23 protein-coding genes are annotated in these 22,410 nt (G+C 67.5%); 15 read left to right on the top strand and 8 right to left on the bottom strand.

Translation table 11 applies throughout. The features are described from left to right. The first annotated feature begins 102 nt into the window (after window positions 1–102). The 6 genes from IEV87_RS07420 to IEV87_RS07395 all read left to right on the top strand — a co-directional run bounded on the left by IEV87_RS07420 (window position 103) and on the right by IEV87_RS07395 (window position 3,694). The gene (locus tag IEV87_RS07420; RefSeq protein ID WP_188477012.1) at window positions 103–597 is read left to right on the top strand and encodes a DUF6653 family protein; all 495 of its coding nucleotides are present in this window, start codon (window positions 103–105) and stop codon (window positions 595–597) included. A gap of 177 nt (window positions 598–774) precedes the next feature. After that, the gene (locus IEV87_RS07415) at window positions 775–1,221 is read left to right on the top strand and encodes a hypothetical protein (RefSeq protein WP_229737464.1); all 447 of its coding nucleotides are present in this window, start codon (window positions 775–777) and stop codon (window positions 1,219–1,221) included. Next, entirely contained in the window at window positions 1,218–1,868 is a 651-nt protein-coding gene (locus tag IEV87_RS07410; RefSeq protein ID WP_188477011.1) for a MotA/TolQ/ExbB proton channel family protein, read from the top strand. The genes IEV87_RS07415 and IEV87_RS07410 overlap by 4 nt, the downstream gene beginning before the upstream one ends. Beyond that, window positions 1,861–2,247 carry a biopolymer transporter ExbD gene (locus tag IEV87_RS07405; RefSeq protein ID WP_188477010.1) on the top strand — a complete coding sequence of 129 codons (387 nt, stop codon included), beginning with the start codon at window positions 1,861–1,863 and terminating at the stop codon, window positions 2,245–2,247. Before IEV87_RS07410 ends, IEV87_RS07405 begins: the two co-directional genes overlap by 8 nt. After that, entirely contained in the window at window positions 2,244–2,627 is a 384-nt protein-coding gene (locus IEV87_RS07400; protein WP_188477009.1) for an ExbD/TolR family protein, read from the top strand. The genes IEV87_RS07405 and IEV87_RS07400 overlap by 4 nt, the downstream gene beginning before the upstream one ends. Beyond that, entirely contained in the window at window positions 2,624–3,694 is a 1,071-nt protein-coding gene (locus IEV87_RS07395) for an energy transducer TonB family protein (RefSeq protein WP_188477008.1), read from the top strand. Before IEV87_RS07400 ends, IEV87_RS07395 begins: the two co-directional genes overlap by 4 nt. Before the next feature lie 19 nt (window positions 3,695–3,713). Here IEV87_RS07395 and IEV87_RS07390 read toward each other — a convergent pair whose 3' ends face one another. The 6 genes from IEV87_RS07390 to IEV87_RS07365 all read right to left on the bottom strand — a co-directional run bounded on the left by IEV87_RS07390 (window position 3,714) and on the right by IEV87_RS07365 (window position 10,336). Beyond that, on the bottom strand, window positions 3,714–4,562 hold the full coding sequence (locus IEV87_RS07390) for a glucokinase (protein WP_188477007.1): 849 nt from the start codon (window positions 4,560–4,562) through the stop codon (window positions 3,714–3,716). Between the two features lie 74 nt (window positions 4,563–4,636). Then, window positions 4,637–5,587, bottom strand: a complete 951-nt coding sequence (locus tag IEV87_RS07385; RefSeq protein WP_188477006.1) for an ABC transporter substrate-binding protein — start codon at window positions 5,585–5,587, stop codon at window positions 4,637–4,639. Between the two features lie 48 nt (window positions 5,588–5,635). After that, window positions 5,636–6,634: an ABC transporter permease gene (locus tag IEV87_RS07380; protein WP_188477005.1), complete on the bottom strand. Its 999-nt coding sequence runs from the start codon at window positions 6,632–6,634 to the stop codon at window positions 5,636–5,638. Continuing rightward, window positions 6,631–8,142, bottom strand: coding sequence for a sugar ABC transporter ATP-binding protein (locus IEV87_RS07375; protein ID WP_188477004.1), 1,512 nt, complete (start codon window positions 8,140–8,142; stop codon window positions 6,631–6,633). The genes IEV87_RS07380 and IEV87_RS07375 overlap by 4 nt, the downstream gene beginning before the upstream one ends. Then, a complete protein-coding gene (locus tag IEV87_RS07370) occupies window positions 8,127–9,284 on the bottom strand; it encodes a Gfo/Idh/MocA family protein (RefSeq protein ID WP_188477003.1) in 1,158 nt (385 codons plus the stop codon). Before IEV87_RS07370 ends, IEV87_RS07375 begins: the two co-directional genes overlap by 16 nt. Next, window positions 9,281–10,336: a sugar phosphate isomerase/epimerase family protein gene (locus IEV87_RS07365; protein ID WP_188477002.1), complete on the bottom strand. Its 1,056-nt coding sequence runs from the start codon at window positions 10,334–10,336 to the stop codon at window positions 9,281–9,283. Before IEV87_RS07365 ends, IEV87_RS07370 begins: the two co-directional genes overlap by 4 nt. A gap of 145 nt (window positions 10,337–10,481) precedes the next feature. Between IEV87_RS07365 and IEV87_RS07360 the strand changes: the two genes are divergently transcribed. The 6 genes from IEV87_RS07360 to IEV87_RS07335 all read left to right on the top strand — a co-directional run bounded on the left by IEV87_RS07360 (window position 10,482) and on the right by IEV87_RS07335 (window position 16,394). After that, window positions 10,482–11,501, top strand: coding sequence for a LacI family DNA-binding transcriptional regulator (locus tag IEV87_RS07360; protein WP_188477001.1), 1,020 nt, complete (start codon window positions 10,482–10,484; stop codon window positions 11,499–11,501). Between the two features lie 229 nt (window positions 11,502–11,730). Then, window positions 11,731–12,480 carry an ABC transporter ATP-binding protein gene (locus IEV87_RS07355; RefSeq protein WP_188477000.1) on the top strand — a complete coding sequence of 250 codons (750 nt, stop codon included), beginning with the start codon at window positions 11,731–11,733 and terminating at the stop codon, window positions 12,478–12,480. Beyond that, window positions 12,473–13,213: an ABC transporter ATP-binding protein gene (locus tag IEV87_RS07350; RefSeq protein ID WP_188476999.1), complete on the top strand. Its 741-nt coding sequence runs from the start codon at window positions 12,473–12,475 to the stop codon at window positions 13,211–13,213. The genes IEV87_RS07355 and IEV87_RS07350 overlap by 8 nt, the downstream gene beginning before the upstream one ends. Window positions 13,214–13,264: 51 nt before the next feature. Next, on the top strand, window positions 13,265–14,464 hold the full coding sequence (locus IEV87_RS07345) for an ABC transporter substrate-binding protein (protein WP_188476998.1): 1,200 nt from the start codon (window positions 13,265–13,267) through the stop codon (window positions 14,462–14,464). Window positions 14,465–14,526: 62 nt separating this feature from the next. After that, complete coding sequence (locus IEV87_RS07340) at window positions 14,527–15,414, top strand: branched-chain amino acid ABC transporter permease (RefSeq protein WP_188476997.1); 888 nt, start codon at window positions 14,527–14,529, stop codon at window positions 15,412–15,414. Next, the gene (locus IEV87_RS07335) at window positions 15,414–16,394 is read left to right on the top strand and encodes a branched-chain amino acid ABC transporter permease (protein ID WP_188476996.1); all 981 of its coding nucleotides are present in this window, start codon (window positions 15,414–15,416) and stop codon (window positions 16,392–16,394) included. The genes IEV87_RS07340 and IEV87_RS07335 overlap by 1 nt, the downstream gene beginning before the upstream one ends. Before the next feature lie 6 nt (window positions 16,395–16,400). Here IEV87_RS07335 and IEV87_RS07330 read toward each other — a convergent pair whose 3' ends face one another. Together IEV87_RS07330 and IEV87_RS07325 are read right to left on the bottom strand one after the other, a co-directional pair. Further along, window positions 16,401–17,558, bottom strand: coding sequence for a M20 aminoacylase family protein (locus IEV87_RS07330; protein ID WP_188476995.1), 1,158 nt, complete (start codon window positions 17,556–17,558; stop codon window positions 16,401–16,403). 52 nt (window positions 17,559–17,610) lie between these two features. After that, window positions 17,611–19,704 carry an acetate--CoA ligase family protein gene (locus IEV87_RS07325; RefSeq protein ID WP_188476994.1) on the bottom strand — a complete coding sequence of 698 codons (2,094 nt, stop codon included), beginning with the start codon at window positions 19,702–19,704 and terminating at the stop codon, window positions 17,611–17,613. Between the two features lie 184 nt (window positions 19,705–19,888). Here IEV87_RS07325 and IEV87_RS07320 point away from each other — a divergent pair, with 184 nt between their 5' ends. From IEV87_RS07320 to IEV87_RS07310, 3 genes are all read left to right on the top strand, one after another. Then, window positions 19,889–20,257 (top strand): hypothetical protein, encoded by a 369-nt coding sequence (locus IEV87_RS07320; RefSeq protein ID WP_188476993.1) that lies wholly within the window; start codon window positions 19,889–19,891, stop codon window positions 20,255–20,257. Continuing rightward, complete coding sequence (locus IEV87_RS07315; RefSeq protein WP_188476992.1) at window positions 20,254–21,099, top strand: alpha/beta fold hydrolase; 846 nt, start codon at window positions 20,254–20,256, stop codon at window positions 21,097–21,099. Before IEV87_RS07320 ends, IEV87_RS07315 begins: the two co-directional genes overlap by 4 nt. 64 nt (window positions 21,100–21,163) lie before the next feature. Further along, window positions 21,164–22,342 (top strand): RsmB/NOP family class I SAM-dependent RNA methyltransferase, encoded by a 1,179-nt coding sequence (locus tag IEV87_RS07310; RefSeq protein ID WP_188476991.1) that lies wholly within the window; start codon window positions 21,164–21,166, stop codon window positions 22,340–22,342. Window positions 22,343–22,410 lie beyond the last annotated feature (68 nt).

The following is a 22,410-nucleotide window of genomic DNA, read 5'->3' as shown; positions in this document are numbered from 1 at the left end:
CGGGGGCCGCGCGGATTGATCGCGGATGGCCGCGACGCTACAACTTTGCCATGGCGGGTAGTCGTGGGCGAGGCCCGGTCACGCCCGCGATGGGAGGTGCCGATGACCTTCGCCGCATGGTCCGAACGCCTGATGTCCATGTCTGACGAGGTCTGGGCCCGCCACGCCAATCCGTGGAGCGGCTGGTCACGGCTGACCATTCTGCCGCTGCTGGCGCTGAGCCTCTGGAGCCGGGTCTGGCTGGGCTGGGGTGCGCTGCTGCCGCTGGCCCTGACGCTGGCCTGGGTCTGGCTGAACCCGCGCGTGTTCCCGCCGCCACGCGATCGGTCGTCCTGGATGACGCGCGGCGTTCTGGGCGAGCGGATCTGGCTGGACCGTGCCGCCCACCCCCTGCCGCCCCGGCTGGTCGCCGCCTGCCACGCGCTCACGGTCCTGTCCGCACTCGGCGCGCTGGCGATGGCATGGGGATTGATCCGGCTGGACGCCTTCTGGACCGTCGCGGGCATGGCCGTGGCGATGCTGGCCAAACTGGTGCTGGTGCGACTGATGGTGGTCATGCACGACCGCATCACCGGCGTCCGGAGGAACACGTCTTAGGCCCGCGCCATCACGGGAAAAGGCAACGCCAGGGCGCACAACACTAATCCGAGTTAAATCATAAGGTATTCTGTTGACCTCCCTTTGGCGCCCGGCTATCCGTCTGGTCAGGGACGCGAGCCGGGGCCCCGGCTCCGCCGTTCCGAAGCCATGACAAGCCGACGGAAGGAACAGGACATGATGGAACGCAAGACGCTGCTGGCCCTGATCTTCCTGTCGCTTGCCGGAACCGGGGCGGTGCGGGCCCAGTCACAGGCCCAGTCGGCTGATCCCGCCACCGATGCACGCCTGACCGTCGAACTGAACGCTGCGCAACAGCAGGAGCAGGGCTGCAAACTGTCCTTCGTCGTGACCAATGCGCACCCCGGAGACATCGCCAAGGCGGTGTTCGAAACGGTGATCTTCGATTCAGCGGGGCAGGTCTCCCGGCTGACTCTGTTCGACTTCGGCGCGCTGCCCTCCGGACGGCCCAGGGTGCGCCAGTTCGTCATCCCCGGCACCGCCTGCGAGGGCATTGGACAGGTCCTGTTCAACGGTGCCGACACCTGTGACGGCGGCGGGGAGGGGGCCTGCACGACCAACCTGACCCTTGCCACGCGTACCGACATCGAGGTGACGGGATGACCGACATGTTCGACGCGCTGACCCGCATCGCCGAAACCGGCGGCCCCGTCGTGATGATCCTGATCGCCGTGTCGGTGGTGACGCTGGCGGTGGTGCTCTACAAGCTCTGGCAGTTCTCCTCCTCCGGCGTCGGGCGGCATGTCGAACTGAGCGCGGCGGTGCAGGCCTGGGACGCGGGCGACCGGACCACGGCGCGCGCGGCGCTGGACCGGTCGACCAGCTACCTTGCCCCGGTGATCGGCATGGCCTTCGCCGCCGGCCCGGACGACGGCCCCCGGCTGGAGGCAGAGGCGGAGACCCGCTTTGCCCGGCTGGAACGTGGCCTGCGCTACCTTGACAGCGTGGCGCAACTGGCGCCGCTGCTCGGCCTTTTCGGCACCGTTCTCGGCATGATCGAGGCATTCCAGGCGCTTCAGGACGCGGGCTCCCAGGTCGATCCGTCGGTACTCGCGGGCGGTATCTGGGTGGCGCTGCTGACCACGGCGGTCGGTCTGGTCGTGGCCATGCCCACATCCGTCGTGCTGAACTGGTTCGAAGGCCGGATGGACGCCGAACGGGTCATTGCAGGCCGGGCGATCCAGGCCTCGCTCCGCCCGCTTGGTGTGGCAGAGGCGCCTGCGCCCGGGGCCGCGCCGGTCCATGCGTAGGGCCCGCCGGGCCAGCCGGATGTCGATGACCTCGCTCATCGACGTGATTTTCCTGCTGCTGCTGTTCTTCATGCTCTCCTCCACCTTCTCGCGGTTCTCCGAACTGGACCTGATGGCGGCTGGATCGTCGGCAGGCGCGGCTTCCGACCGCCCGCCGCTGTTCCTGCGCCTCTCGCCCGGGGAGCTGAGCCTGAACGGGCAGGGGCTGGCGCTCACCGACCTGCGCGGCGCGCTGGAGCCCGAGGCCGATGCCGACCGCCCGCGCCCCGTGATCGTCGCCCTCGCGACCGATGTCACCGCGCAGCGGCTCACCGATCTTCTGGTTGCGCTCAGGGGAATTCCGGGCATCGCACCGTCCGTGCTGGGGACCGCACGGTGAGACGCGCGCGCACGAAAAGCGGGCGCGAACCGACCATCGCGCTGATCAACATCGTCTTCCTGATGCTGGTCTTCTTCATGGTCGCGGGCGCGCTGGCGCCGCCCCTCGATCCCGCGCTGACACTGGTGAAGACCGCCGACATCGACACCGTGCCCCCGCCCGATGCGCTGGTGGTGCATCCGGACGGGCGGCTGGCCTACCGGGGGGAAGACGTCGGTTCCGCCGCCGCCTGGCTGGCGGCCAATGCGGCGGAGGATGGCAAGGTGCGGCTCGTCCCGGACAGGGACCTTCCGGCGGATCGGCTGGTGGCCATCGCCCGCGACCTGCGCGCCGCCGGGGCCGGACGTGTGGTTATCGTGACCGAACGGGGGCTGGAATGATTGCGACCTCCCGTCCGCTGAAACTGGTGGCCCTGGCCGGGGCCGTGGCGCTTCACGCCGCCCTGGCCGTCGCGCTGATCCGGGACGAACCGGTGCAGGTCGAAGGCGGCGGGACGCAGGCCGCGCAGATCGGGTCGAGCTTTGCCGACATGGCCGCGGGCACACTGACGGCGGAAGAGCCGGAGGACGTGACCGAAGAGGTGACGGAACCAGACCGGCCCACGGAAACCGTGACGGAGGCGGAGCCGGAAACACTGACCGCCGAACCCGAGCCGGAGGTTCTGACCGCCGCCGAACCTGAACCCGCCCCCGATGAATTGGCGCAGGCGGAGCCCGTAACGCCCGACACGGCCATCCCCCTGCCGCCGGTCAGCGAGGCTGACGCCACGCCGGAGGCCGACACGCTTGCCGCGCTCGCCCCCGAAACGCCCGACGGCATGCTGGCCCTGCGCTCCGCACCGCCCGAGACGCTTTCCGCAGATGCTGAACCTGCCGCGCCGCAGCGGACGGAACCGGAGGCCGCGCGCCCGGTCGTGCCCGATGACACGATTGCCGCGATCAATCCGGACAGCGCCGTGCCTCAGATCTCCAAACGTCCGGTCCTGCGCGACCCGGCGATGGAAACGCCGGTGCAGAAGGCCGCGCCCCCCAAGCCCGTGCAGAAGACCGCGCAGAAAAAGGCGCCCGACGCCGCGCCGAAGAAGGGCAACAGCAACCAGAACGCCCGCGCCGGTTCGGCGCAGGGATCGGCCAGGATGGCGGATACACGGTCGGGGTCCGGCAACGCGGGCAAGCAGGCAGGCAATGCAGCGGCCTCAAACTACCCGGGGCTGGTCAACCGGCATCTTGCCCGGATCCGCAAGCCCTCGATGAACCGGCGCGGAGTGGTGCGCATGTCCTTTGCCATCGCGCCCTCCGGCGGATTGTCCGGCGTGTCTGTTGCCCGCTCATCGGGTTCGGCGCAGATGGACCAGGCCGCCGCCACGATGATCCGCCGCGCCGCACCTTTTCCGAAGCCGCCCGCCGGGGCGCAGCGCAGCTTCACGGTGAACATCGAATTCCGTTGAAGGCTTGCGCGGCGCCGGGTCAGTCCAGAACGACCCGTGCACAGCCGCGCAGCGCCGCCATGTCGTCGCGGATGATCCGCACCGGCGGCGGTGGCAGATCGACCTGCGTGGCCGCCGTATATTCCGTGCGGAAGGCGGCGGTCCCGCCGCCCTCCAGCACCGCCCGCGCCACGCTGCCGGCCAGGTAGAGACCCGCGTCCGGCACGAAGGCCATCCGCAGATCGCGGGCCAGGGCACCGACGAGACCGGCGAAGAAGATATTGTCCGTCCCGCGCTTTGCCAGCACCGCGTGGCCGCGGCCGGAAAAGCAGTCCTCCACCGTCGTGAATCCTGCCGTGTCGCCGAACCGCGCGCGCAGCAGCCCGGCGACGGAGGAGGGCAGGGTGACATGGCCGAACTCCGCCCGTGTGCAGACGGCACCGGAGGGGCGCAGCAGCACCTGGCAGACGTTGCACCCGGTGCCGATTCCCGCCACCAGCGCCTGATCCGCGCCCGCCGGGACAGGTCCCTCATGAACGGTCAGGACGCCATCGGCGCCAAGCGTCGGCACGGCCTGGCCAAGGGCGGTGAGGTCGTTGAACAGCAGCGCCCGGCCGGCCCCGAACCGCGTTGCCAGCGCGTCGGCGTCAAGCACCCAGTCCCGGTTGGTCAGGCGGCCCGAGCGCGGCGTGGTGGGACCGGCAAGCGCGGCCACGATTTCAGCCAGCGGGCCGGGCGTGGTGTCGGAGACATAGGCCGCGACCACCGCCGCAAATTCCGGGAAGTCGTCGTTGGCAAAGCGCCGCTGCGTATCGGCGATCACCGCGCCGCCCTCGGCCAGGGCCAGCCGGGTGTTGGTGCCGCCGATATCGGCCACGAGACGGGTCATGGAGCTCTCCGTTCAGCCAGAAATGCGGACGGCCCGGCGCGGAACGCCGGGCCGTCCTGTCAGCCTCGATATAGTCAGAACGGGCTGTCGGGGAAGTAGAACTGTTCCGCGTTCTCCGGCGTGATACGCTGGCTGCCGATGATAAAGCGCCCCGACACCGGCGTGGGGGAGACCTGGCCAAGCGCCGTCAGTTCGATTGCCGTGGCGATCTGCGCGGGCGGGTAGGTCACGTTGACGGGCAGCATCGGGTCGCCGTCCATCATCCGCTTGATGATCTGCTTCATGCCGGCACCGCCGACCACCCACATCTCACCATCGCGGCCCGCCTGGCTGATCGCCTCGAGAGCGCCGGTCGCCATGTCGTCATCCGCCGCCCAGACCGCGTCGATGTCGTCGTACTTGGACAGGAAGTCCTGCATCACGTTGAACGCGTCGTCGCGGTTCCAGTTGCCGTGCTGCATGTCCAGCACGTTGATCCCCGTCCCGTCGATGGCTGCGGTAAAGGCGTCCACCCGTTCGTTGTCGAGCGTTGTCGGGATCCCGCGCAGGACCACGATGTTGTCGCCTTCCTTCAGGGCCTCGGCGAAGTATTCACCCGCCACGCGGCCGAAACCGGTGTTGTCACCCGCGACGTACAGGTCCTCGATCCCCTCGACCGAGAGGCCGCGGTCCACGACCGTGACCCAGATGCCCGCGTCCTTCACCGCCTGCACCGGAGCGGTCAGCGGTTCGGATTCGAACGGCAGCACGACGAGGGCGGAGATGTTGCGCGTCGCCACCATGTCCTCGATGTCGTTGACCATCTTGCCCGCGTCCCCGGCGGTCGCCAGCACGAAGTCGAGCGAGGGGTAAGTCGCCTCGAGCCGTTCGATGGCGGCCTGGGCGTGGTAGTTCAGCCCGCCCATGAAGCCATGCGTGGCCGAGGGGATCGCGACCCCGATCACCTTGGTGTCCTGCGCGAAGGCCGGCGTCGCCGCCAGCACGAGGGCGAGTGCGGTGCCCTTGAAGATGTCTCTGCGTTTCATATGGATTTCCTCCCAATAAGCCGCCTGTGCGGCGGACCAGTTTGCCGCTCAGTCGGCGGACTTTCCTTCCCGCTGCAAGACCACAGCCAGGATGACGATGACGCCCTGGATCGCGCCGTTAAGATACGGCGACACGATCGAGGCGAGGTTCAGGATGTTGTCGATCAGGCTCAGGATCAGGACGCCGACCACGGTGCCCCAGACCCGGCCCGACCCGCCCTTGAGCACGGTGCCCCCGATGATGACGGCGGCGATCGCCTCAAGCTCCCACAGCACCCCGGTGGACCCGGAGGCGGAGCCGAGGCGCGGCACATACATGATCGTCGCGAGCCCGACGAGCCCGCCAAGCAGCACGTAGGTGGCCATGCGCACCCTGTCGACCTTGACGGCGGAATACTTCGCCACCTGTTCGTTGGCACCAAGCGCCGCGCAGTGTCGGCCGAAGGGGGTCTTGCGCATCGCCAGTTCCCCGAGGATCGCGACCAGCGCAAAGACGATGATCGGCCAGGCGATGCCGAACAGACCGTCGTAGTAGACGGGTCGGTAGAAGGTCCGCGCCTCGTAGTCGAGCGACAGCGTGCCCCCGTCCGCCAGCCATGTGGTGAGCGACCGGTAGATGCCCATGGAGCCGAGCGTGACGATGAAGGCCTCGATCCCGACCTTGGATATCAGGAACCCGTTGACCAGCCCGGCGGCCAGCCCCGCCGCCAGCGCCACCAGCATCCCGGCGAGGATCAGCGGCACCCCGATTCCAAGCGCCGGGATCATCGCGTTCATCGCCATGATCATTACCCCGGCCACAAAGGCCGCCATGGAGCCGACCGACAGGTCGATCCCCCCGGCGGTGATGACGAAGGTCATGCCGACCGCGATGATGCCGATGAAGGCCGACCGGGCCAGCACGTTGGTCACGTTGCCAGCGCTCAGGAAGTTGGAATTCAGCGATGCGCCAAGGATGATCAGCGCGATCAGGGCCAGCAGCGGGCCAAGCGCATGCAGCGGCAGGCGGCGGCGCGGTCTTGCGGCGGGGGCGGCGGTATCGGTCATGCCTCGGCTCCGGTCATTTCTTTCACGCCCATGGCACGGCGCAGGATGGCGTCTTCGGTGATCTGATCGCCCGTCAGTTCTCCGGCGATATGTCCCCGGCCCATCACGACCACGCGGGTCGACAGGCCGATCACCTCGGGCAGTTCGGAGGAGACGACGATCACGCTCTTCCCCTCGGCCGCCAGCGCGGCGATGAAAGTATAGATCTGCTGCTTGGTGCCGATATCGATGCCGCGGGTCGGTTCGTCGATGATGACGATCTGCGGCTCTGCCAGCATGGTCTTCGCCAGCAGCAGCTTCTGCTGGTTTCCGCCCGACAGGCTGCCCGCGACCATGGCGCGGTCCTTCACGCGGATGTCGAAATCCGCGATCGCCTGCGTCAGCGCCGCGTCCTCCGCCCGCTTGTCGATGGAGAGCCGCCCGAACCGGTCCAGCGCCAGCAGCGTCAGGTTTTCGGTCAGCGACTTGCCAAGCAGCAGGCCCTTTTCCTTGCGATCCTCGGTCAGGTACACCAGCCCCGCCTCGCGCGCGGCCAGCACGGATCCCAGTCGGATCGTCTTGCCGTTCACGCGCACGGTCCCGGTGGCAGGCCGCAGTCCGGCGATGCCTTCCATCAGTTCCGTCCGGCCCGCGCCGACCAGCCCGGCAAACCCCAGCACCTCGCCGCGCCTGAGCGTGAACGATGCATCGCGCACGCGGCCCGGCACCGTCAGCCCCTCGACCTCGAGCACCACGTCGTCCTGTGCCTGTGACTTCGCGGGATAGAGGTCCGTCAGGTCGCGGCCCACCATCGCTTCGGCCATGGCATGTTCGCTGAACCCCTCGGCCGTGCGGGTCACGATATGCGCCCCGTCGCGCAGCACGGTGACCCGGTCGGAGATGCGCGCGATCTCGTCCAGCTTGTGCGAGGTGTAGAGGATCGCCGTCCCCTGCGCCTTCAGCCGCGCGATCTGCTCCAGCAGCACGTCGGTTTCGCGTCCGGTCAGCACGGCAGTCGGTTCGTCCATGATCAGAACGCGGGCCTTGCGGCCAAGGGCGCGGGCGATCTCCACCATCTGGCGGTTGGGAACGGAGAGGTCGCGGATCGGGGTGCGCGGATCGACATGGCAGTCAAGACGGGAGAGCAGGTCGCGCGCCTCTGCCCGCATCGCCTTCTGGTCGAGGAACGGGCCGCGCCGCTTTTCCCGGCCGAGGAAGATGTTCTCTTCCACCGTCAGTTGCAGGGCGAGGTTGAATTCCTGATGGATCATCAGGATCCCGGCGTCCTCGGCCTGCCGCTGGTCGGCGAAACTGACCGGCTGGCCGTCCAGCAGAAGCGCGCCTTCGGTCGGAGAAAGATACCCGCCGAGGATCTTCATCGTCGTCGATTTGCCGGCGCCGTTTTCCCCGATCAGCGCATGCACCTCACCGGGGATCAGCGAGAAATCGACCCCGTGCAGCACCCGGATCGGGCCGAAGGACCGTGTCACGCCGCGGGCTTCAAGCGCGGCCATCATAGGCTCACCCATGCGGCATTGCGCCGGGACGACCGAACACAGGCCTCGACAAACGCGACGCCTTCCAGCCCGTCGGCGGCGGAGGGCCATGTGACGCCCTCGGGCAGCGCCGCGCCGGTGCGGGCGGCCCGGATCGCCTCCGCCGCCTCTCCGTAAAGATTGGCGAAGGCCTCCAGAAACCCCTCCGGATGGCCGGGGGGCACCCGCGTCAGGCGGCGCGATCCCTCGGTGGTCGCCACAGAGGCACGGGTCACGATTTCCGTTGTGCCACCCAGGGGGGTGACGAGCAGACGGTTTGGATCTTCCTGCCGCCATTCGATCCCCGCCTTCGTGCCGTAGATACGGAGGCTCAGCGCATTCTCCTCTCCGGCGGCGACCTGCGAACACCAGAGCATCCCTTTCGCGCCGCCCCGGAAACGCAGCATCACATGGGCATTGTCGTCCAGCGCCCGGCCGGGAACGAAGCTGGTCAGCTCCGCCGCCAGCGCCTCCACTTCCAGCCCCGTCACGAACCGCATCAGGTTCCAGGCATGGGTGCCGATGTCCCCGGTGGCCCCGCCAAGGCCCGCACGGGCCGGGTCGGTCCGCCAGTCTGCCTGCTTGTTGTCCGGGGCAGGGGCCTCGGCCAGCCAGTCCTGCGCGTATTCGACCTGAACCAGACGGATGTCGCCCAGATCGCCCCGGGCCACGCGCGCACGGGCCTCGCGCACCAGCGGATAGCCGGTGTAGTTGTGGGTCAGGAAGAACAGCGCCTCCGACTTCTCCGCCGCAGCCGCCAGTTTCTTCGCGTCCGCCAGTGTTCCGGTCAGCGGCTTGTCGCAGATCACATGGATGCCGCGCTTCAGGAATTCCCGCGCTACCGGCAGGTGCAGGTGGTTCGGCGTGACGACGGCCACCGCTTCGATCCCGTCCTTCAGCCGCGCCTCGCGCTTGGCCATTTCCGCATAGTCGGCATAGGCGCGGTCGGGCGGCAGCCCGACGGCGCTGGCCGAGGCCCCGGCCTTTTCCGGGGTCGAGGACAGCGCCCCCGCCACCAGAGTAAATTCCCCGTCGAGCCGCGCCGCGATCCGGTGCACCGCGCCGATCATCGCCCCCTGGCCGCCGCCGACCATGCCAAGCCGGATCGGGCCCGTCCTGTCGGCAAAGCGGCTCATGTCAGCCCCAGCATCTTGCGGTTCGCCGCATCATCCGCCCCGCCGTCGGCAAAGTCGTCGAACGCATGCGGCGTCACCCGGATGATGTGATCCTTGACGAACTGCGCCCCCTCCCGCGCCCCGTCCTCGGGGTGCTTGAGCGCGCATTCCCATTCGACCACCGCCCAGCCATCGAAATCCATCGCCGCAAGCTTGGCGAACACCGCCTTGAAATCCACCTGCCCGTCGCCGAGGGACCGGAACCGGCCCGCCCGGTCCACCCAGGACTGGAACCCGCCGTAAACGCCTTGCCGCCCGGTCGGATTGAACTCCGCATCCTTGACGTGGAAGGCCCCGATGCGTTCGGCATAGATGTCGAGATTGTCGAGGTAATCCAGGCATTGCAGGACGTAATGGCTCGGATCGTAGAGCATCTTCGCCCGCGCGTGCCCGTTCACCCGGTCGAGGAACATCTCGTAGCTCACGCCGTCGTGCAGGTCCTCTCCCGGATGGATTTCGTAGCACAGGTCGATGCCATGCGCGTCGGCCATGTCCAGCAGCGGAAGCCAGCGTTTTGCCAGTTCGTCGAAAGCGGTTTCCACCAGCCCGGCGGGACGCTGCGGCCAGGGGTAGAGATAGGGCCAGGCCAGCGCACCGGAAAACGTCGGCAGGGCGGTGAGGCCGAGGTTGGCCGAAGCCCGGATCGCCTTTTCCACCTGCGCCACGGCCCATTGCTGCCGCGCCGCCGGGTTGCCTCGGACAGACGCATCGGCAAACCCGTCGAAGGCCGCATCATAGGCCGGATGGACCGCGACCAGCTGCCCCTGAAGATGGCAGGACAGTTCTGTCACCTCGACGCCGTTCTCGCGCGCCTGACCGGCCCAGTCCTCCGCATACCCCTTGCTGTCCGCCGCGCGGTCGAGGTCGATCAGCCGCTTGTCCCAGCTTGGCACCTGCACGCCGCGATAGCCCAGCCCCGCCGCCCAGGCGGTGATCCCGTCCCAGCTATCGAACGGCGCCGCGTCCCCCGCGAACTGCGCAAGGAAGAGGGCAGGGCCCTTGATCGTCTTCACGTCATCCTCCCGGTGCGCCGGCACCCTCCGCCCGGTATCGGCACACATTGTATATGTAATCGTTTGCAATCCAGCGTGACAAAGAATGAAATCGTTTACAAGATCTTTCTTTCAGGCCATGGTACATCCCGCAGGAGAGGCAGGAATGGACCGGAAAACCGCCACGATTCAGGATGTTGCCAGGGTGGCGGGGGTATCGACCGCCACCGTCAGCCGGACGCTGTCCAAGCCCTCCGTTGTTGCCGCGACGACTCGGGAGGCCGTGCTGAGCGCGGTTGCCGAGACCGGGTATCGCGTCAACGCCACCGCCTCCAACCTGCGCCGCCAGCGCACCGGGTCGATCATCGTGCTGCTGCCCAACATCGCCAACCCGTTCTTTTCCCAGATCCTCGCCGGGCTGGCGTCGGTGCTGACGCCGGCGCAATATGGCATGCTGATCGCCGACACCCAGTCCGGCCCCGATCCGGACCAGCTGCTTGGCGACTATCTGACCTCGGGGCAGGCCGACGGTCTGGTCTTGCTCGACGGGTCGCTCTCTCCCGAAGTGCTGGCGACACCGGGCCGCCCGCCCGTCGTCATGGCCTGCGAATGGATGGGGGGCGACCTTCCCTCCGTTCGCGTCGAGAACGGGCGCGGCGCGGCGACGGCAGTGGCGCATCTGGCGCGGCTCGGGCATCGGGCGATCGGCCACGTAACCGGCCCGCGCGGCAACGTGCTGACGGAATCCCGGCTGGACGGCTTCCGCGAGGGCCTTGCCTCCATGGGCCTGCCGCTGCGCGACGACTGGGTGCTGGAGGGCGATTTCAGCATGGACTCCGGGGCCGCCGCCGCCCGCCAGTGGCTCGCGCTGGCGGAGCGTCCGACGGCCCTGTTCCTCGCTTCCGACGAGATGGCGGTCGGCTTCATGGGCGCGGTGCAGAGGGCGGGGGTTTCCGTGCCCGGAGACCTCTCCGTCGTCGGGTTCGACAATATCGAGATCGCCCAGCACCTCAGCCCCGCACTGACCACGATCCGGCAGCCGCGGACGCTGATCGGCGTGCGCGCGGCGGAACTGCTGCTGGACATGATCGAGACCGGCACCCGCACCGGTCCTTCCGACCTGATCGAGGTGGAATTCATCCGTCGCGATAGTGTCGGCCCGCCGGCTGCACTCGCAGCGGGATGAGGGGTGCCGCCGGTCCGGCCGGTCGGTGCAATTTCGTGCAAACCCATGTTTTCACATGCTGGACTTTCAACTAAACGTCCTAGCTGCAATCAAATATGCAATGAGTTGACATGTTAAATGCGGATGCATAACGTCCGCTGAAACATACTTCTTAGTATGATTTTCGGCCTGGGGGAGGTCACCGATTGAATACCGGACAGACTAAGCGAAACGATCGGCGGGTGACCGCATGACCGCGATGCTTCAGGCCTCGGGTCTGACGAAGGAGTTCAAGGGCTTCGTGGCCGTGAACAACGTCGATCTGACGGTCGAGCGCGGCACGATCCATGCCCTTATCGGACCGAACGGCGCCGGCAAGACCACCTGTTTCAACCTGCTGACCAAGTTTCTCCAGCCGACCCGTGGGACGATCACCTACGACGGCAAGGATATCACCTCCCTGTCTGCCGCCGACATCGCACGCCTCGGGCTTGTGCGCTCCTTCCAGATTTCGGCCGTGTTTGACGACCTGACCGTGCTGGAAAACGTCCGCATCGCCATGCAGCGTCGGCGCGGAGACAGCTATGATTTCTGGCGGTCGGAAGTCGTTCTGGCCCAGTATGACGACGAAGCGCGCGGCTACGTGGAAAGCGTCGGACTCGGCGAATTCCTCAATCACCGCGCGGCGGAACTGTCCTACGGACGCAAGCGCGCGCTGGAAATCGCGACGACGCTGGCGCTGGAACCGGCGATGCTGCTGCTCGACGAACCAATGGCGGGCATGGGGCAGGAGGATGTCGAACGCATCTCGGCGCTCATCAAGCGCATCAGCGAGGGGCGCACGATCCTGATGGTGGAACACAACCTGTCGGTGGTTGCAAACCTGTCCGACCGGATCACTGTGCTAGCGCGCGGCGAGGTTCTGGCAGAAGGCGACTATGCCACCGTGTCCAAATCCCCCGCCGTCATCGACGCCTATATCGGAGCGGGCCATGACTGACGCGGCAACGATGCCCAGAACCGCCACCACCGGAGAGGCGCTGCTGACCGTATCGGGGCTCGAGGGCTGGTACGGCGAAAGCCACGTCCTGCACGGCATCGACTTCGAGGTCAGGCGGGGTGAGGTCGTCACTCTCCTGGGGCGGAACGGAGCCGGGAAGACCACCACGATCAAGGCGATCATGGGCCTTCTGGGCAAGCGCAAGGGCTCCGTGAAGCTTGAGGGCACCGAAACGATCGGCCTTCAGGCCCGGCACATTGCCCGGCTTGGCATCGCGATCTGCCCCGAGGAACGCGGCATCTTCTCCTCCCTCTCGGTCGAGGAGAACCTGCACCTGCCGCCGAAGCTGTCCGAAGGCGGGCTGACGGTCGAGCGCATCTACGACCTGTTCCCCAACCTGAAGGAACGCCGCCGCAGCCAGGGCACGAAGCTATCCGGCGGCGAACAGCAGATGCTCGCCATCGCGCGCATCCTGCGCACCGGGTCGCGCTTCCTGCTGCTCGACGAACCGACCGAGGGGCTCGCCCCCGTCATCGTTCAGCAGATCGGGCGCACCATCCAGGCGCTCAAGGACGAAGGTTTCACCATCATTTTGGTGGAACAGAATTTCCGTTTCGCGGCCTCTGTCGCGGACCGGCATTACGTCGTGGAACAGGGCAGGGTCGTGGACATGATCCCGAATGCCGACCTCGACGCCAATATCGACAAGCTGCACGCCTATCTCGGCGTGTGACGGTTCAGAAAAAGGGCGCGGATGCTCCGCGTCCAAAGGGAGGAAAACAACATGCTCAGGAAGTTTGCACTTTCGACCGTGGCCGCATCGGCGCTTCTGGCGACCCCGGCGCTGGCCACCGACATCACGCTTGGCGTGCTCAACGACCAGTCCGGCGTCTATGCCGACCTGTCGGGCAAGGGATCGGTGATCGCCGCACAGATGGCGGTTGCAGATTTCGACGCCGCCGGGAAGGGGATCAACGTCAACATCATCTCCGCCGACCATCAGAACAAGCCGGACATCGCGTCCAACATCGCGCGCCAGTGGTATGACCAGGATGGCGTGGATGCGATCCTCGACGTGCCGACCTCGTCCACCGCGCTGGCCGTGGCCGACGTGACCGCCGAGTTCAAGAAGGTCTTCATCAACTCCGGCGCGGCGACTTCGGACCTGACCCGTGGCAACTGCCAGCCGACCACGATCCACTGGACCTACGACACCGCGGCGCTCGCCAACGGTACCGGCAAGGCCGTGACCGAAGCGGGCGGCGACACCTGGTTCTTCCTGACCGCGGACTACGCCTTCGGCCACGCGCTTGAGCGGGACACCAAGGCGGTTGTCGAAGCCAACGGCGGGCAGGTCCTCGGCGCGGTGGCGCATCCGTTCCCGGGCACCGACTTCTCCTCCTTCCTGCTTCAGGCACAGGCCTCGGGCGCGAAGGTGATCGGTCTGGCGAACGCCGGTGCGGACACCGTGAACTCCATCAAGCAGGCGGCGGAATTCGGTATCGTCCAGGCGGGTCAGAAGCTGGCCGGTCTGCTGCTGTTCATCAACAACGTGCATTCGCTCGGCACCCAGACGGCGCAGGGTCTTCAGATGACCACCGCCTTCTACTGGGACATGAACGACGACACCCGCGCCTTCTCCGAACGTTTCCGGGCCGAGGCCGGCGCGCCGCCGTCCATGGTTCAGGCGGGTGTCTACGCGGGCACGCTGCACTACCTCAAGGCCGTGGAGGCCGTCGGCAGCGATGACGCGGAAGCCATCGTCGCCAAGATGAAGGAGATGGAGACCGACGATCCGCTCTTCGGAAAGGGCTACATCCGCAAGGACGGCCGCGTCATCCACGACATGTACCTGATGGAAGTGAAGACCCCGGACGAATCCGAGAACGACTGGGATCTGCTGAAACTGGTCGCCACCATCCCGGGCGAGGAAGCCTTCCTGCCGATGGAAGACGGCGGCTGCGCCTTCGCGCTCGCCAACTGATCCGAAACCGGGCGCGGCGGCACCGGCTGCCGCGCCCGCTCCACCAGCCGAGAGACTGACGCATGTTCGAACTACTGGGCGTACCGCCGCAGGTCCTGATGGGACAGCTGCTGATCGGGCTGATCAACGGCTCCTTCTATGCCGTGCTCTCGCTTGGCCTGGCCGTCATCTTCGGCCTGCTCAACATCATCAACTTCGCCCATGGCGCACAGTACATGATGGGGGCCTTCGTCGCCTGGATGCTGCTGAACTACACCGGCATCGGCTACTGGCCCGCGCTGATCCTCGCCCCGATCGTGGTCGGGGCAATCGGCATCGCCCTTGAACGGACCATGATATCGCGGCTCTACAAGCTCGATCACCTCTACGGGCTGCTGCTGACCTTCGGCCTCGCGCTCATCATCCAGGGGCTGTTCCGCAACTACTACGGCGTCAGCGGTCTTCCCTACGCCATTCCGCCCGCGCTTCAGGGGGGCCAGAACCTTGGCTTCATGTTCCTGCCGAACTACCGGGGCTGGGTCATCGTCGCCTCCGTCATCGTATGCTTCTCCACCTGGTTCATGATCGAACGCACCCGGCTTGGCGCCTACCTGCGCGCCGCAACTGAAAACCCGGAACTCGTCGGCGCCTTCGGCATCAACGTGCCGCGCATGATCACCCTCACCTACGGCTTCGGCGTCGGCCTCGCCGCATTCGCCGGGGTGCTGGCCGCACCGATCTATTCGGTCAACCCGAACATGGGCGCGGACCTGATCATCGTCGTCTTCGCCGTGGTGGTCATCGGCGGCATGGGGTCCATCATGGGGGCGATCCTCACCGGCTTCGGCCTCGGCGTGATCGAGGGCCTGACCCGCGTCTTCTACCCCGAGGGCTCCGCCGTCGTCATCTTCGTCATCATGGCCATCGTGCTGATGATCAAACCCGAAGGCCTGTTTGGAAATAACGCCTGATGTCCAGCACCGAGACCCCCAAAGCCGCGCTGCCCGCCATGACCCATACCGTGGGCATGCCGACACATCACAAGATCATCTTCGTCGGACTCTTCGCCGTCCTGCTGATTCTGCCCTTCATGGTCTATCCCGTCTTCGCCATGAAGCTGATGTGCTTCGCGCTCTTCGCCTGCGCTTTCAACCTGCTGCTCGGCTTCGGCGGGCTGCTGAGCTTCGGTCACGCCGCCTACTTCGGCATGGCAAGCTATGTCTGCGCCCATGCCGCCAAGGTCTGGGGCCTGACGCCGGAACTCGCGATCCTGCTTGGCACGCTGACGGCCGCTGTTCTGGGGCTTGCCATCGGGTCGCTGGCGATCCGCAGGCAGGGCATCTACTTTGCCATGGTCACGCTGGCCTTCGCGCAGATGGTCTATTTCTTCGCTCTGCAGGCCAAGTTCACCGGCGGCGAGGATGGGATCCAGTCCGTCCCGCGTCAGGATCTGTTCGGCCTGATCCCGATGCGCGACGACACCTCGTTCTACTTCGTCGTCCTCGCGATCACCTTCGGAGGCATCCTCTTCATCTACCGCATCACCCATTCGCCCTTCGGCCAGGTGCTGAAGTCGATCCGCGAGAACGAGCCGCGTGCCGTGTCGCTTGGCTACCACGTCAACCGCTACAAGCTGATGGTCTTCGTGCTCTCGGCCACTTTCGCGGGCCTCGCCGGGGCGACCAAGAGCCAGGTGTTCCACCTCGCCTCCCTGACCGACGTGCACTGGACCATGTCGGGTGAGGTCGTGCTGATGACCCTGCTCGGCGGCATGGGCACGGTGCTCGGCCCGATCGTGGGCGCGGTCATCGTGGTAACCATGCAGAACTACCTCGCCTACCTCGGCGCCTGGGTCACGGTCATCCAGGGCTGCATCTTCGTGATCGGCGTGCTGCTGTTCCGCGAGGGCATCATCGGGGTTCTGCAGAAGCTCATCAAGAAATCGCTCTGAGCCGCCTCAGGCCGTCCCGCGCCGCTCCACCAGCCGCGCAAAGACGCTGGCGCCAATAGGCAGAACGGAGTCGTCGAAGACGAAGCCCGGATTGTGCAGCGGCACCTCTCCGGCATGGCCGAGCGTGAAATAGGCCCCCGGCACCAGGGCCAGCATGTCGGCCATGTCCTCGCTGCCCATGACGGCCTCCGTCCCCTTGTCGACATGCGCTGCACCCACCACGTCTGCGGCGGCGACCAGCAGGTTCTCCGACCGCGCGTCGTCGTTCACCAGCACGTCGAAAACGTTGCGGATATCGAGCGTGATCTCGCAGCCATGCGCCATCGCGAACCCGTCGCAGAGCATCTGCATCCGTTCCGCCACCAGATCCCTGTCGGCGCGTTCGAAATAGCGCACCGTGCCGGACAGGCGCACCGTGTCGGGGATGACGTTATAGGCGCTGCCGCCGTGGAACTGCGTCACCGACAGCACCGCGGCGTGGGTCGGCACCATGTTGCGCGACACGATGGTCTGCAGCTCTCCGACCAGAGCGGACCCGATCACCACCGGATCGCGCCCCATGTGCGGCGCCGCGCCGTGGCTGCCCTTGCCGCGGATGTCGATGTCGAAAAACTCCGCCCCCGCCATCGCGACACCCGGCTTGATCCGGACCTCCCCGGGCGCATGGTAGGGAGAGTTGTGGAGGCCGTAGATCTCGTCCACCGGAAACCTTTCGAACAGACCCTCCGCGATCATCGCCCGCGCGCCGCCCAGACCTTCCTCGGCCGGCTGGAAGATGAACACCGCCCGCCCGTCGAAGTCCCGCGTCTCTGCCAGATAGCGGGCCGCGCCAAGCAGCATGGTCGTGTGGCCGTCGTGGCCGCAGCCATGGAATACGCCTTCGGTCCTGGAGGCATAGGGAAGGTTCGTCAGTTCATCCATCGGCAGGGCGTCCATGTCGGCGCGCAGCCCGATGCTCCGCCCCGGTCCGCGCCCTTCCAGAACGCCGACGACCCCGGTCCTCCCGATCCCGCGCGTGACGGTGACACCCCAGCTTTCAAGAAGGTCGGCCACGATGCCGGCGGTGCGGACCTCCTCGAACCCGATCTCCGGGTGCTGGTGGAAATCGCGGCGCAGCGCGGTCAGGTCGTCGGCATAGGCTTCGATACGGGGAATGGCTGGCATCGGTGTCTCCGGTGTTGGCTGGCCCGGATTGGGGCAGAGCCGTTCGGCGGCGTCAAGCCGGGCGATGCGGTTCCCCGTCCCCGGACGGGCCGAGACGCACCAGCGCATCCAGACGCAGCACGCCGTCGGCCCCGATCAGCGCCGGGTTGATCTCGGCCTCCTGTACGCGGGGGTGCAGCGCCAGCCGGGACAGGGCGGCGACCGCATTCGCCAGCGCGCCCAGATCGCCGGTCGGATATCCCCGGTAGCCACGCAGCGGGGCGAAGGAGCGTATCTCCTCCGTCATCGCCCGCGCCGCCTCCGCGGTCGCGGGAGCAGGACGCAGGGCCGCGTCGCCCAGCACCTCTGCCAGAACGCCCCCGGCGGCAAGCGTCACCATCGGTCCGGTGCAGGGGTCGCGGGTCAGGCCGATCAGCGCCTCGCCCAGCCCATGCGCCATTTCCTGCACCAGAACGCCGGAGACCGGAACCTCGACCCGTGCCAGCATCTCCTGCACGGCGCTGGCAACGGCCTCCGTATCCGGCAGGTTCAGTCGGATCGCTCCGGCCTCCGTCTTGTGGGGCAGGGCGGAGGAGACGAGCTTGGCCACTACCGGAAAGCGCAGCGGGATATCCCGCGCCCGCCCGTCGACAGGCAGCACCACCTGCGCCGGCCCGCGGATGCCGAGCGCGTCGAACACCGCCCCCGCCGCGACCTCGTCCATCACCCCGTCCGGTGCGGCATCCAGAAGCGCGGTCACGGCATCGGGCAGGGGCGTCATGTCCCGCTCTGCCGGGGCAGGGCGGGAAAGGATCGCGGCCACGGCTTCCGCCACCGACTCCGGTGTGGCGAAGGCGGGGATGCCGCTGGCCGACAGAAGCCGCAGCGCGTCGGGCGCATGGGGCAGGGGCATCGCCACCATCGGCGCGTGGCCCTCGGGCGCGGCACGCAGGGCGGCGACCAGTGGCTCCACAGTCAGGTCGGGCCGGGTCTGGGCGGAGGATCCGGGGGCCACCACCAGCAGCCCCGTCTCCGGATCCGCCAGAAGCGCCGCGACCACCGCCTGCATCACGTCCGCCTTGGCCCCCGCCATCGTCACGTCGATCAGCTTGCCGGAGCCGAGCGGCACGCCCCGCGGCTCCAGCGCCGCACGCGCCTTTGCCCCGCAGCCCGCAATCGTCGCGCCCGCCGCGCTGATCCGGTCCAGCACCATGCCCCCGCCGCCGCCCGTCGTGGTCAGCACCGTCGCTGTCCTGGGTCGGGCCGGGGGAAGCGCCGCCTGTACCAGCGCGCCCGGCGTCTCCAGCAGCGCGTCGAGCATCGTCACCTCGACGATCCCGATGTCACGCAGGAGCGCCGACAGCGCCCCCTTCGCCCCTGCAATCGCACCGGTATGGGAAACCGCCAGCTCCCGCCCCTCGTCCGACTGGCCGATGACATAGGCCACCACCGGCTTGCCACGGGCGTGGGCGTCGCGGGCGAACCGTTCCAGCGCCGCCGGGTCGCGCAACGTCTCAAGGAACAGCGCAAAACTCTGCGTCGCCGGATCGTCCAGCAGGACCGACCCGAGGGTCCCGACATCCGTCGCCGCCTCGTTCCCAAGCGACACCAACGCGGCAAACCCGATCCCCCGCGGCGCCCCGCGCGAGGCAAGGGTGCCGATCATGCTGCCCGACTGGGACAGAACGCTCAGTCCGCCGCTTTCGATGTCCCGCGCGGCGAAGGCGGCATTGGCCGTGCAGACGAAGCCCGAGGGCATGTGCACAACCCCGGTCGAATTGGGTCCGATCAGCCTGATCCCGGCTTCCCGCGCGATGGCGGTCGCGCGCGCCTGCCGGGCAGCGCCGTCGGGCCCGGCCTCGGCAAAGCCGTCCGCCAACATCGACACCACGCGCACCCCGGCCGCCGCGCAGTCGGCCAGAGCCTCCAGCGCCGGATCGGCGTCAAGGAGGATGTAGGCGTGATCCACCGCCCCGGCCTCCGCCACCGATTTCGCTGCCGGCAGTCCCTGCACCGTGTCGCGGCGCGGATTGACCGGCACGACCTCACCCTTGAAGCCGTTCGCGGCGAGAAAGGCCTGCGGTCGCGCTGTCAGCCGCCCCGCCGTATCGGAGGCCCCGACCAGCGCGACACGGCGGGGAGAGATCAGGGCGTCGAGGTCGCTCATGTGGGGTCTTCCTGTGGACGATCCAAGTCTACCATACCGTATGGAGACGAAAGGAAAAGCCAAATGCTCAACGATGCATAGGTTCGATGGATACTTCTGACAATGCTTATCTATATGGTATGCCAAAATCCCGCTTGCATCGTGGCCACGTGTCACTAGCATCGCGGGGCAGGAGGAGACCAAAATGTTCCAGCCCCTGACGCGCACCGCCGCCGCCGGCACGCCATTGGCCGTCCTGGCCCCCGGAGTGGACTGGGACCTGATGCTGAGAAGCGGTGAGACCGACCATGCCGTGACGATCCGCAATGGCGCGGTGACCGCCGTGCGAACCGGCCCCTTCCTGCTGCCCTCCTGGCAGACCCGGCTGACCGCGCCGGAGACCGAGTGGCAGGCCTTCCTCGCCCCCGTCCCGCGCCCCGGCCATCACGACATCATTGCCCTGCTGCGACGCAGGGCGATCACCTTTGACGGCGACCTGCATCCTCTCATGGCCAACATGTATTACGTCAAGAAGCTGCTGGAATCCCTCCGACCGGAACAGGTGGCGGCATGACCGTGCACATCGAACCTGTCACCGGCCGGTATGCCCACATCGAGATCGACGGCACCCCGCACCGCATCTACTGGGAAGAAGCCGGAACGGGTATTCCGCTTGTCTGCCTGCACACCGCCGGCAGCGACGGGCGGCAATATCGCGCGGTACTGAACGACCCGGAAATAACCCGCCATTTCCGGGTCATGGCCTTTGACATGCCGCGCCACGGCAAGTCCTCTCCCCCCGCCGGAACGGTGGATGAGGACTACCGCCTGACCTCTGAAGACTACGTCATCCAGATCATGACTTTTTGCACCGCGATGGAGCTGGATCGCCCGGTCGTCATGGGATGCTCGATTGGCGGAAGGATCGTTCTTTACCTCGCGCGCCGGCACCCGGAGGCATTCCGCGCCCTCATCGGCCTGCAAAGCTCCGCCCATGTCGAACCTTATTACGACACGTCGTGGCTGGACCGGCCGGACGTGAACGGCAGCCGGCTCTGCGGCGCAATGGCCTATGGTCTGATGTCGCCGACCAGTCCGGCGGAGCACCGCGATGAAACGAGGTGGCACTACATGCAGGGCGGGCCGGGCGTGTTCAAGGGCGACCTGTGGTTCTACAAGTTCGACGGCGACATGCGGGATGAACTGGCCGAAATCGACACCTCCGCCGTACCGATCCATCTTCTCACCGGGGAATACGACTATTCCTGCACGCCCGCGGACAGCCGGCAACTGGCCGATACGCTTGGCATCGGCCTGACCGTGATGCCCGGTCTCGGCCATTTCCCGATGTCGGAGGACCCGGAGCGGTTCCTGACCCATCTTCGCCCTGTGCTCGACGCCATCCGCGCCGGCTGATTACCGGCGTCATGCCCTTTCCCTCGCCGTTTCCGCCGGTTATCCGGGGAGAAAGGAGACGCCGATGACCCCCGAAGCCCGTGTGGCCGCCGCAATCGACATCCTCGACCTGATCCTCGGCGGGGAACCGGCGGAAAAGGCACTGACCGCCTGGGCACGGCGCAGCCGGTTTGCCGGGTCGGGGGACCGTGCGACGATCCGCGACCACGTCTTTGACGCCCTGCGCTGCCGCCGCAGCCACGCCGCGCTCGGCGGGGCGGAAACGGGGCGCGGGCTGATGCTGGGCGCGCTGATCGCCGCCGGTCAGGACCCGGCAGGGGTCTTCACCGGGCAGGGCCATGCGCCCGCGCCGCTTTCCGCCGCCGAAGCCGGACGTGCCGCCACTGCGCCGGACACCCTTAGCGCCGCGATGACGGAGGCGGAGGCCTGCGACATCCCCGACTGGCTCTGGCCGCAATGGCAGGCGTCCCTTGGCGACCGGGCGGCAGAAACCGCGAAACTGCAGCGCAGCCGCGCCCCGGTGTTCCTGCGCGTCAACCTGCGCCGCACCTCCCCCGCCGCAGCGACCCGCGCGCTGGCGGATGAGGGGATCGTCGCCATTCCCCACCCCCTTGCCGATACCGCGCTAGAGGTTACGGAGGGGGCCCGCCGCATCGCCGGATCCGCCGCCTATCGCGAGGGTCTGGTCGAACTTCAGGACGCTGCCTCCCAGGCCGTCACCGCCGCGCTTCCGCTCGCGGACGGCATGCGCGTACTGGACTACTGCGCCGGCGGTGGCGGCAAGACTCTGGCCATGGCGGGCCGCGTCCGTGCCGGTTTCACCGCACACGACGCCAATCCCGCCCGCCTGAACGACCTGAAACCCCGTGCCGCCCGCGCCGGCGTGCCCGTGACCGTCACGGCCCGCCCCGAGGGCCGCTTCGACCTGGTGCTCTGCGACGTGCCCTGTTCCGGCAGCGGGTCCTGGCGGCGCGCGCCCGAGGGCAAGTGGCTGCTGGATCGCGACGGGCTGGATCACCTTTGCGAGGTGCAGTCCGCGATCCTCGACCGCACCGCCCCCATGGTCGCGGAGGGTGGGACGCTGGCCTATGTCACCTGCTCCGTCCTGAACTGCGAAAACGACGACCGCGTGGCCGATTTCCTGTCGGCGCATCCCGGCTGGCGGCAGGCCGCGCGTCACCAGTGGCTGCCCGGAGACGGCGGCGATGGTTTCTTTCTGTCCTGCCTGAAACGCCGCGGCTGACCTGCGCATGGCGTGCGGTCAGCGCCATTAACCATTGATTAACACTCGCATCCTCTAATGGGCCGACG

Origin of the sequence: Primorskyibacter flagellatus (assembly GCF_014638275.1) — a bacterium.
GTDB lineage: Bacteria > Pseudomonadota > Alphaproteobacteria > Rhodobacterales > Rhodobacteraceae > Pseudooceanicola > Pseudooceanicola flagellatus_A.
The sequence above is the reverse complement of the archived record's forward strand: the minus strand, read 5'-3'. Positions and strand labels throughout refer to the sequence as shown.

Coding starts and splice junctions, on each gene's coding strand:
- IEV87_RS07420 (WP_188477012.1), top strand. CDS start 103: ATGACCTTCGCCGCATGGTCCGAACGCCTGATGTCCATGTCTGACGAG.
- IEV87_RS07415 (WP_229737464.1), top strand. CDS start 775: ATGATGGAACGCAAGACGCTGCTGGCCCTGATCTTCCTGTCGCTTGCC.
- IEV87_RS07410 (WP_188477011.1), top strand. CDS start 1,218: ATGACCGACATGTTCGACGCGCTGACCCGCATCGCCGAAACCGGCGGC.
- IEV87_RS07405 (WP_188477010.1), top strand. CDS start 1,861: ATGCGTAGGGCCCGCCGGGCCAGCCGGATGTCGATGACCTCGCTCATC.
- IEV87_RS07395 (WP_188477008.1), top strand. CDS start 2,624: ATGATTGCGACCTCCCGTCCGCTGAAACTGGTGGCCCTGGCCGGGGCC.
- IEV87_RS07390 (WP_188477007.1), bottom strand. CDS start 4,562: ATGACCCGTCTCGTGGCCGATATCGGCGGCACCAACACCCGGCTGGCC.
- IEV87_RS07385 (WP_188477006.1), bottom strand. CDS start 5,587: ATGAAACGCAGAGACATCTTCAAGGGCACCGCACTCGCCCTCGTGCTG.
- IEV87_RS07380 (WP_188477005.1), bottom strand. CDS start 6,634: ATGACCGATACCGCCGCCCCCGCCGCAAGACCGCGCCGCCGCCTGCCG.
- IEV87_RS07375 (WP_188477004.1), bottom strand. CDS start 8,142: ATGGGTGAGCCTATGATGGCCGCGCTTGAAGCCCGCGGCGTGACACGG.
- IEV87_RS07370 (WP_188477003.1), bottom strand. CDS start 9,284: ATGAGCCGCTTTGCCGACAGGACGGGCCCGATCCGGCTTGGCATGGTC.
- IEV87_RS07360 (WP_188477001.1), top strand. CDS start 10,482: ATGGACCGGAAAACCGCCACGATTCAGGATGTTGCCAGGGTGGCGGGG.
- IEV87_RS07355 (WP_188477000.1), top strand. CDS start 11,731: ATGACCGCGATGCTTCAGGCCTCGGGTCTGACGAAGGAGTTCAAGGGC.
- IEV87_RS07350 (WP_188476999.1), top strand. CDS start 12,473: ATGACTGACGCGGCAACGATGCCCAGAACCGCCACCACCGGAGAGGCG.
- IEV87_RS07345 (WP_188476998.1), top strand. CDS start 13,265: ATGCTCAGGAAGTTTGCACTTTCGACCGTGGCCGCATCGGCGCTTCTG.
- IEV87_RS07340 (WP_188476997.1), top strand. CDS start 14,527: ATGTTCGAACTACTGGGCGTACCGCCGCAGGTCCTGATGGGACAGCTG.
- IEV87_RS07335 (WP_188476996.1), top strand. CDS start 15,414: ATGTCCAGCACCGAGACCCCCAAAGCCGCGCTGCCCGCCATGACCCAT.
- IEV87_RS07330 (WP_188476995.1), bottom strand. CDS start 17,558: ATGCCAGCCATTCCCCGTATCGAAGCCTATGCCGACGACCTGACCGCG.
- IEV87_RS07325 (WP_188476994.1), bottom strand. CDS start 19,704: ATGAGCGACCTCGACGCCCTGATCTCTCCCCGCCGTGTCGCGCTGGTC.
- IEV87_RS07320 (WP_188476993.1), top strand. CDS start 19,889: ATGTTCCAGCCCCTGACGCGCACCGCCGCCGCCGGCACGCCATTGGCC.
- IEV87_RS07315 (WP_188476992.1), top strand. CDS start 20,254: ATGACCGTGCACATCGAACCTGTCACCGGCCGGTATGCCCACATCGAG.
- IEV87_RS07310 (WP_188476991.1), top strand. CDS start 21,164: ATGACCCCCGAAGCCCGTGTGGCCGCCGCAATCGACATCCTCGACCTG.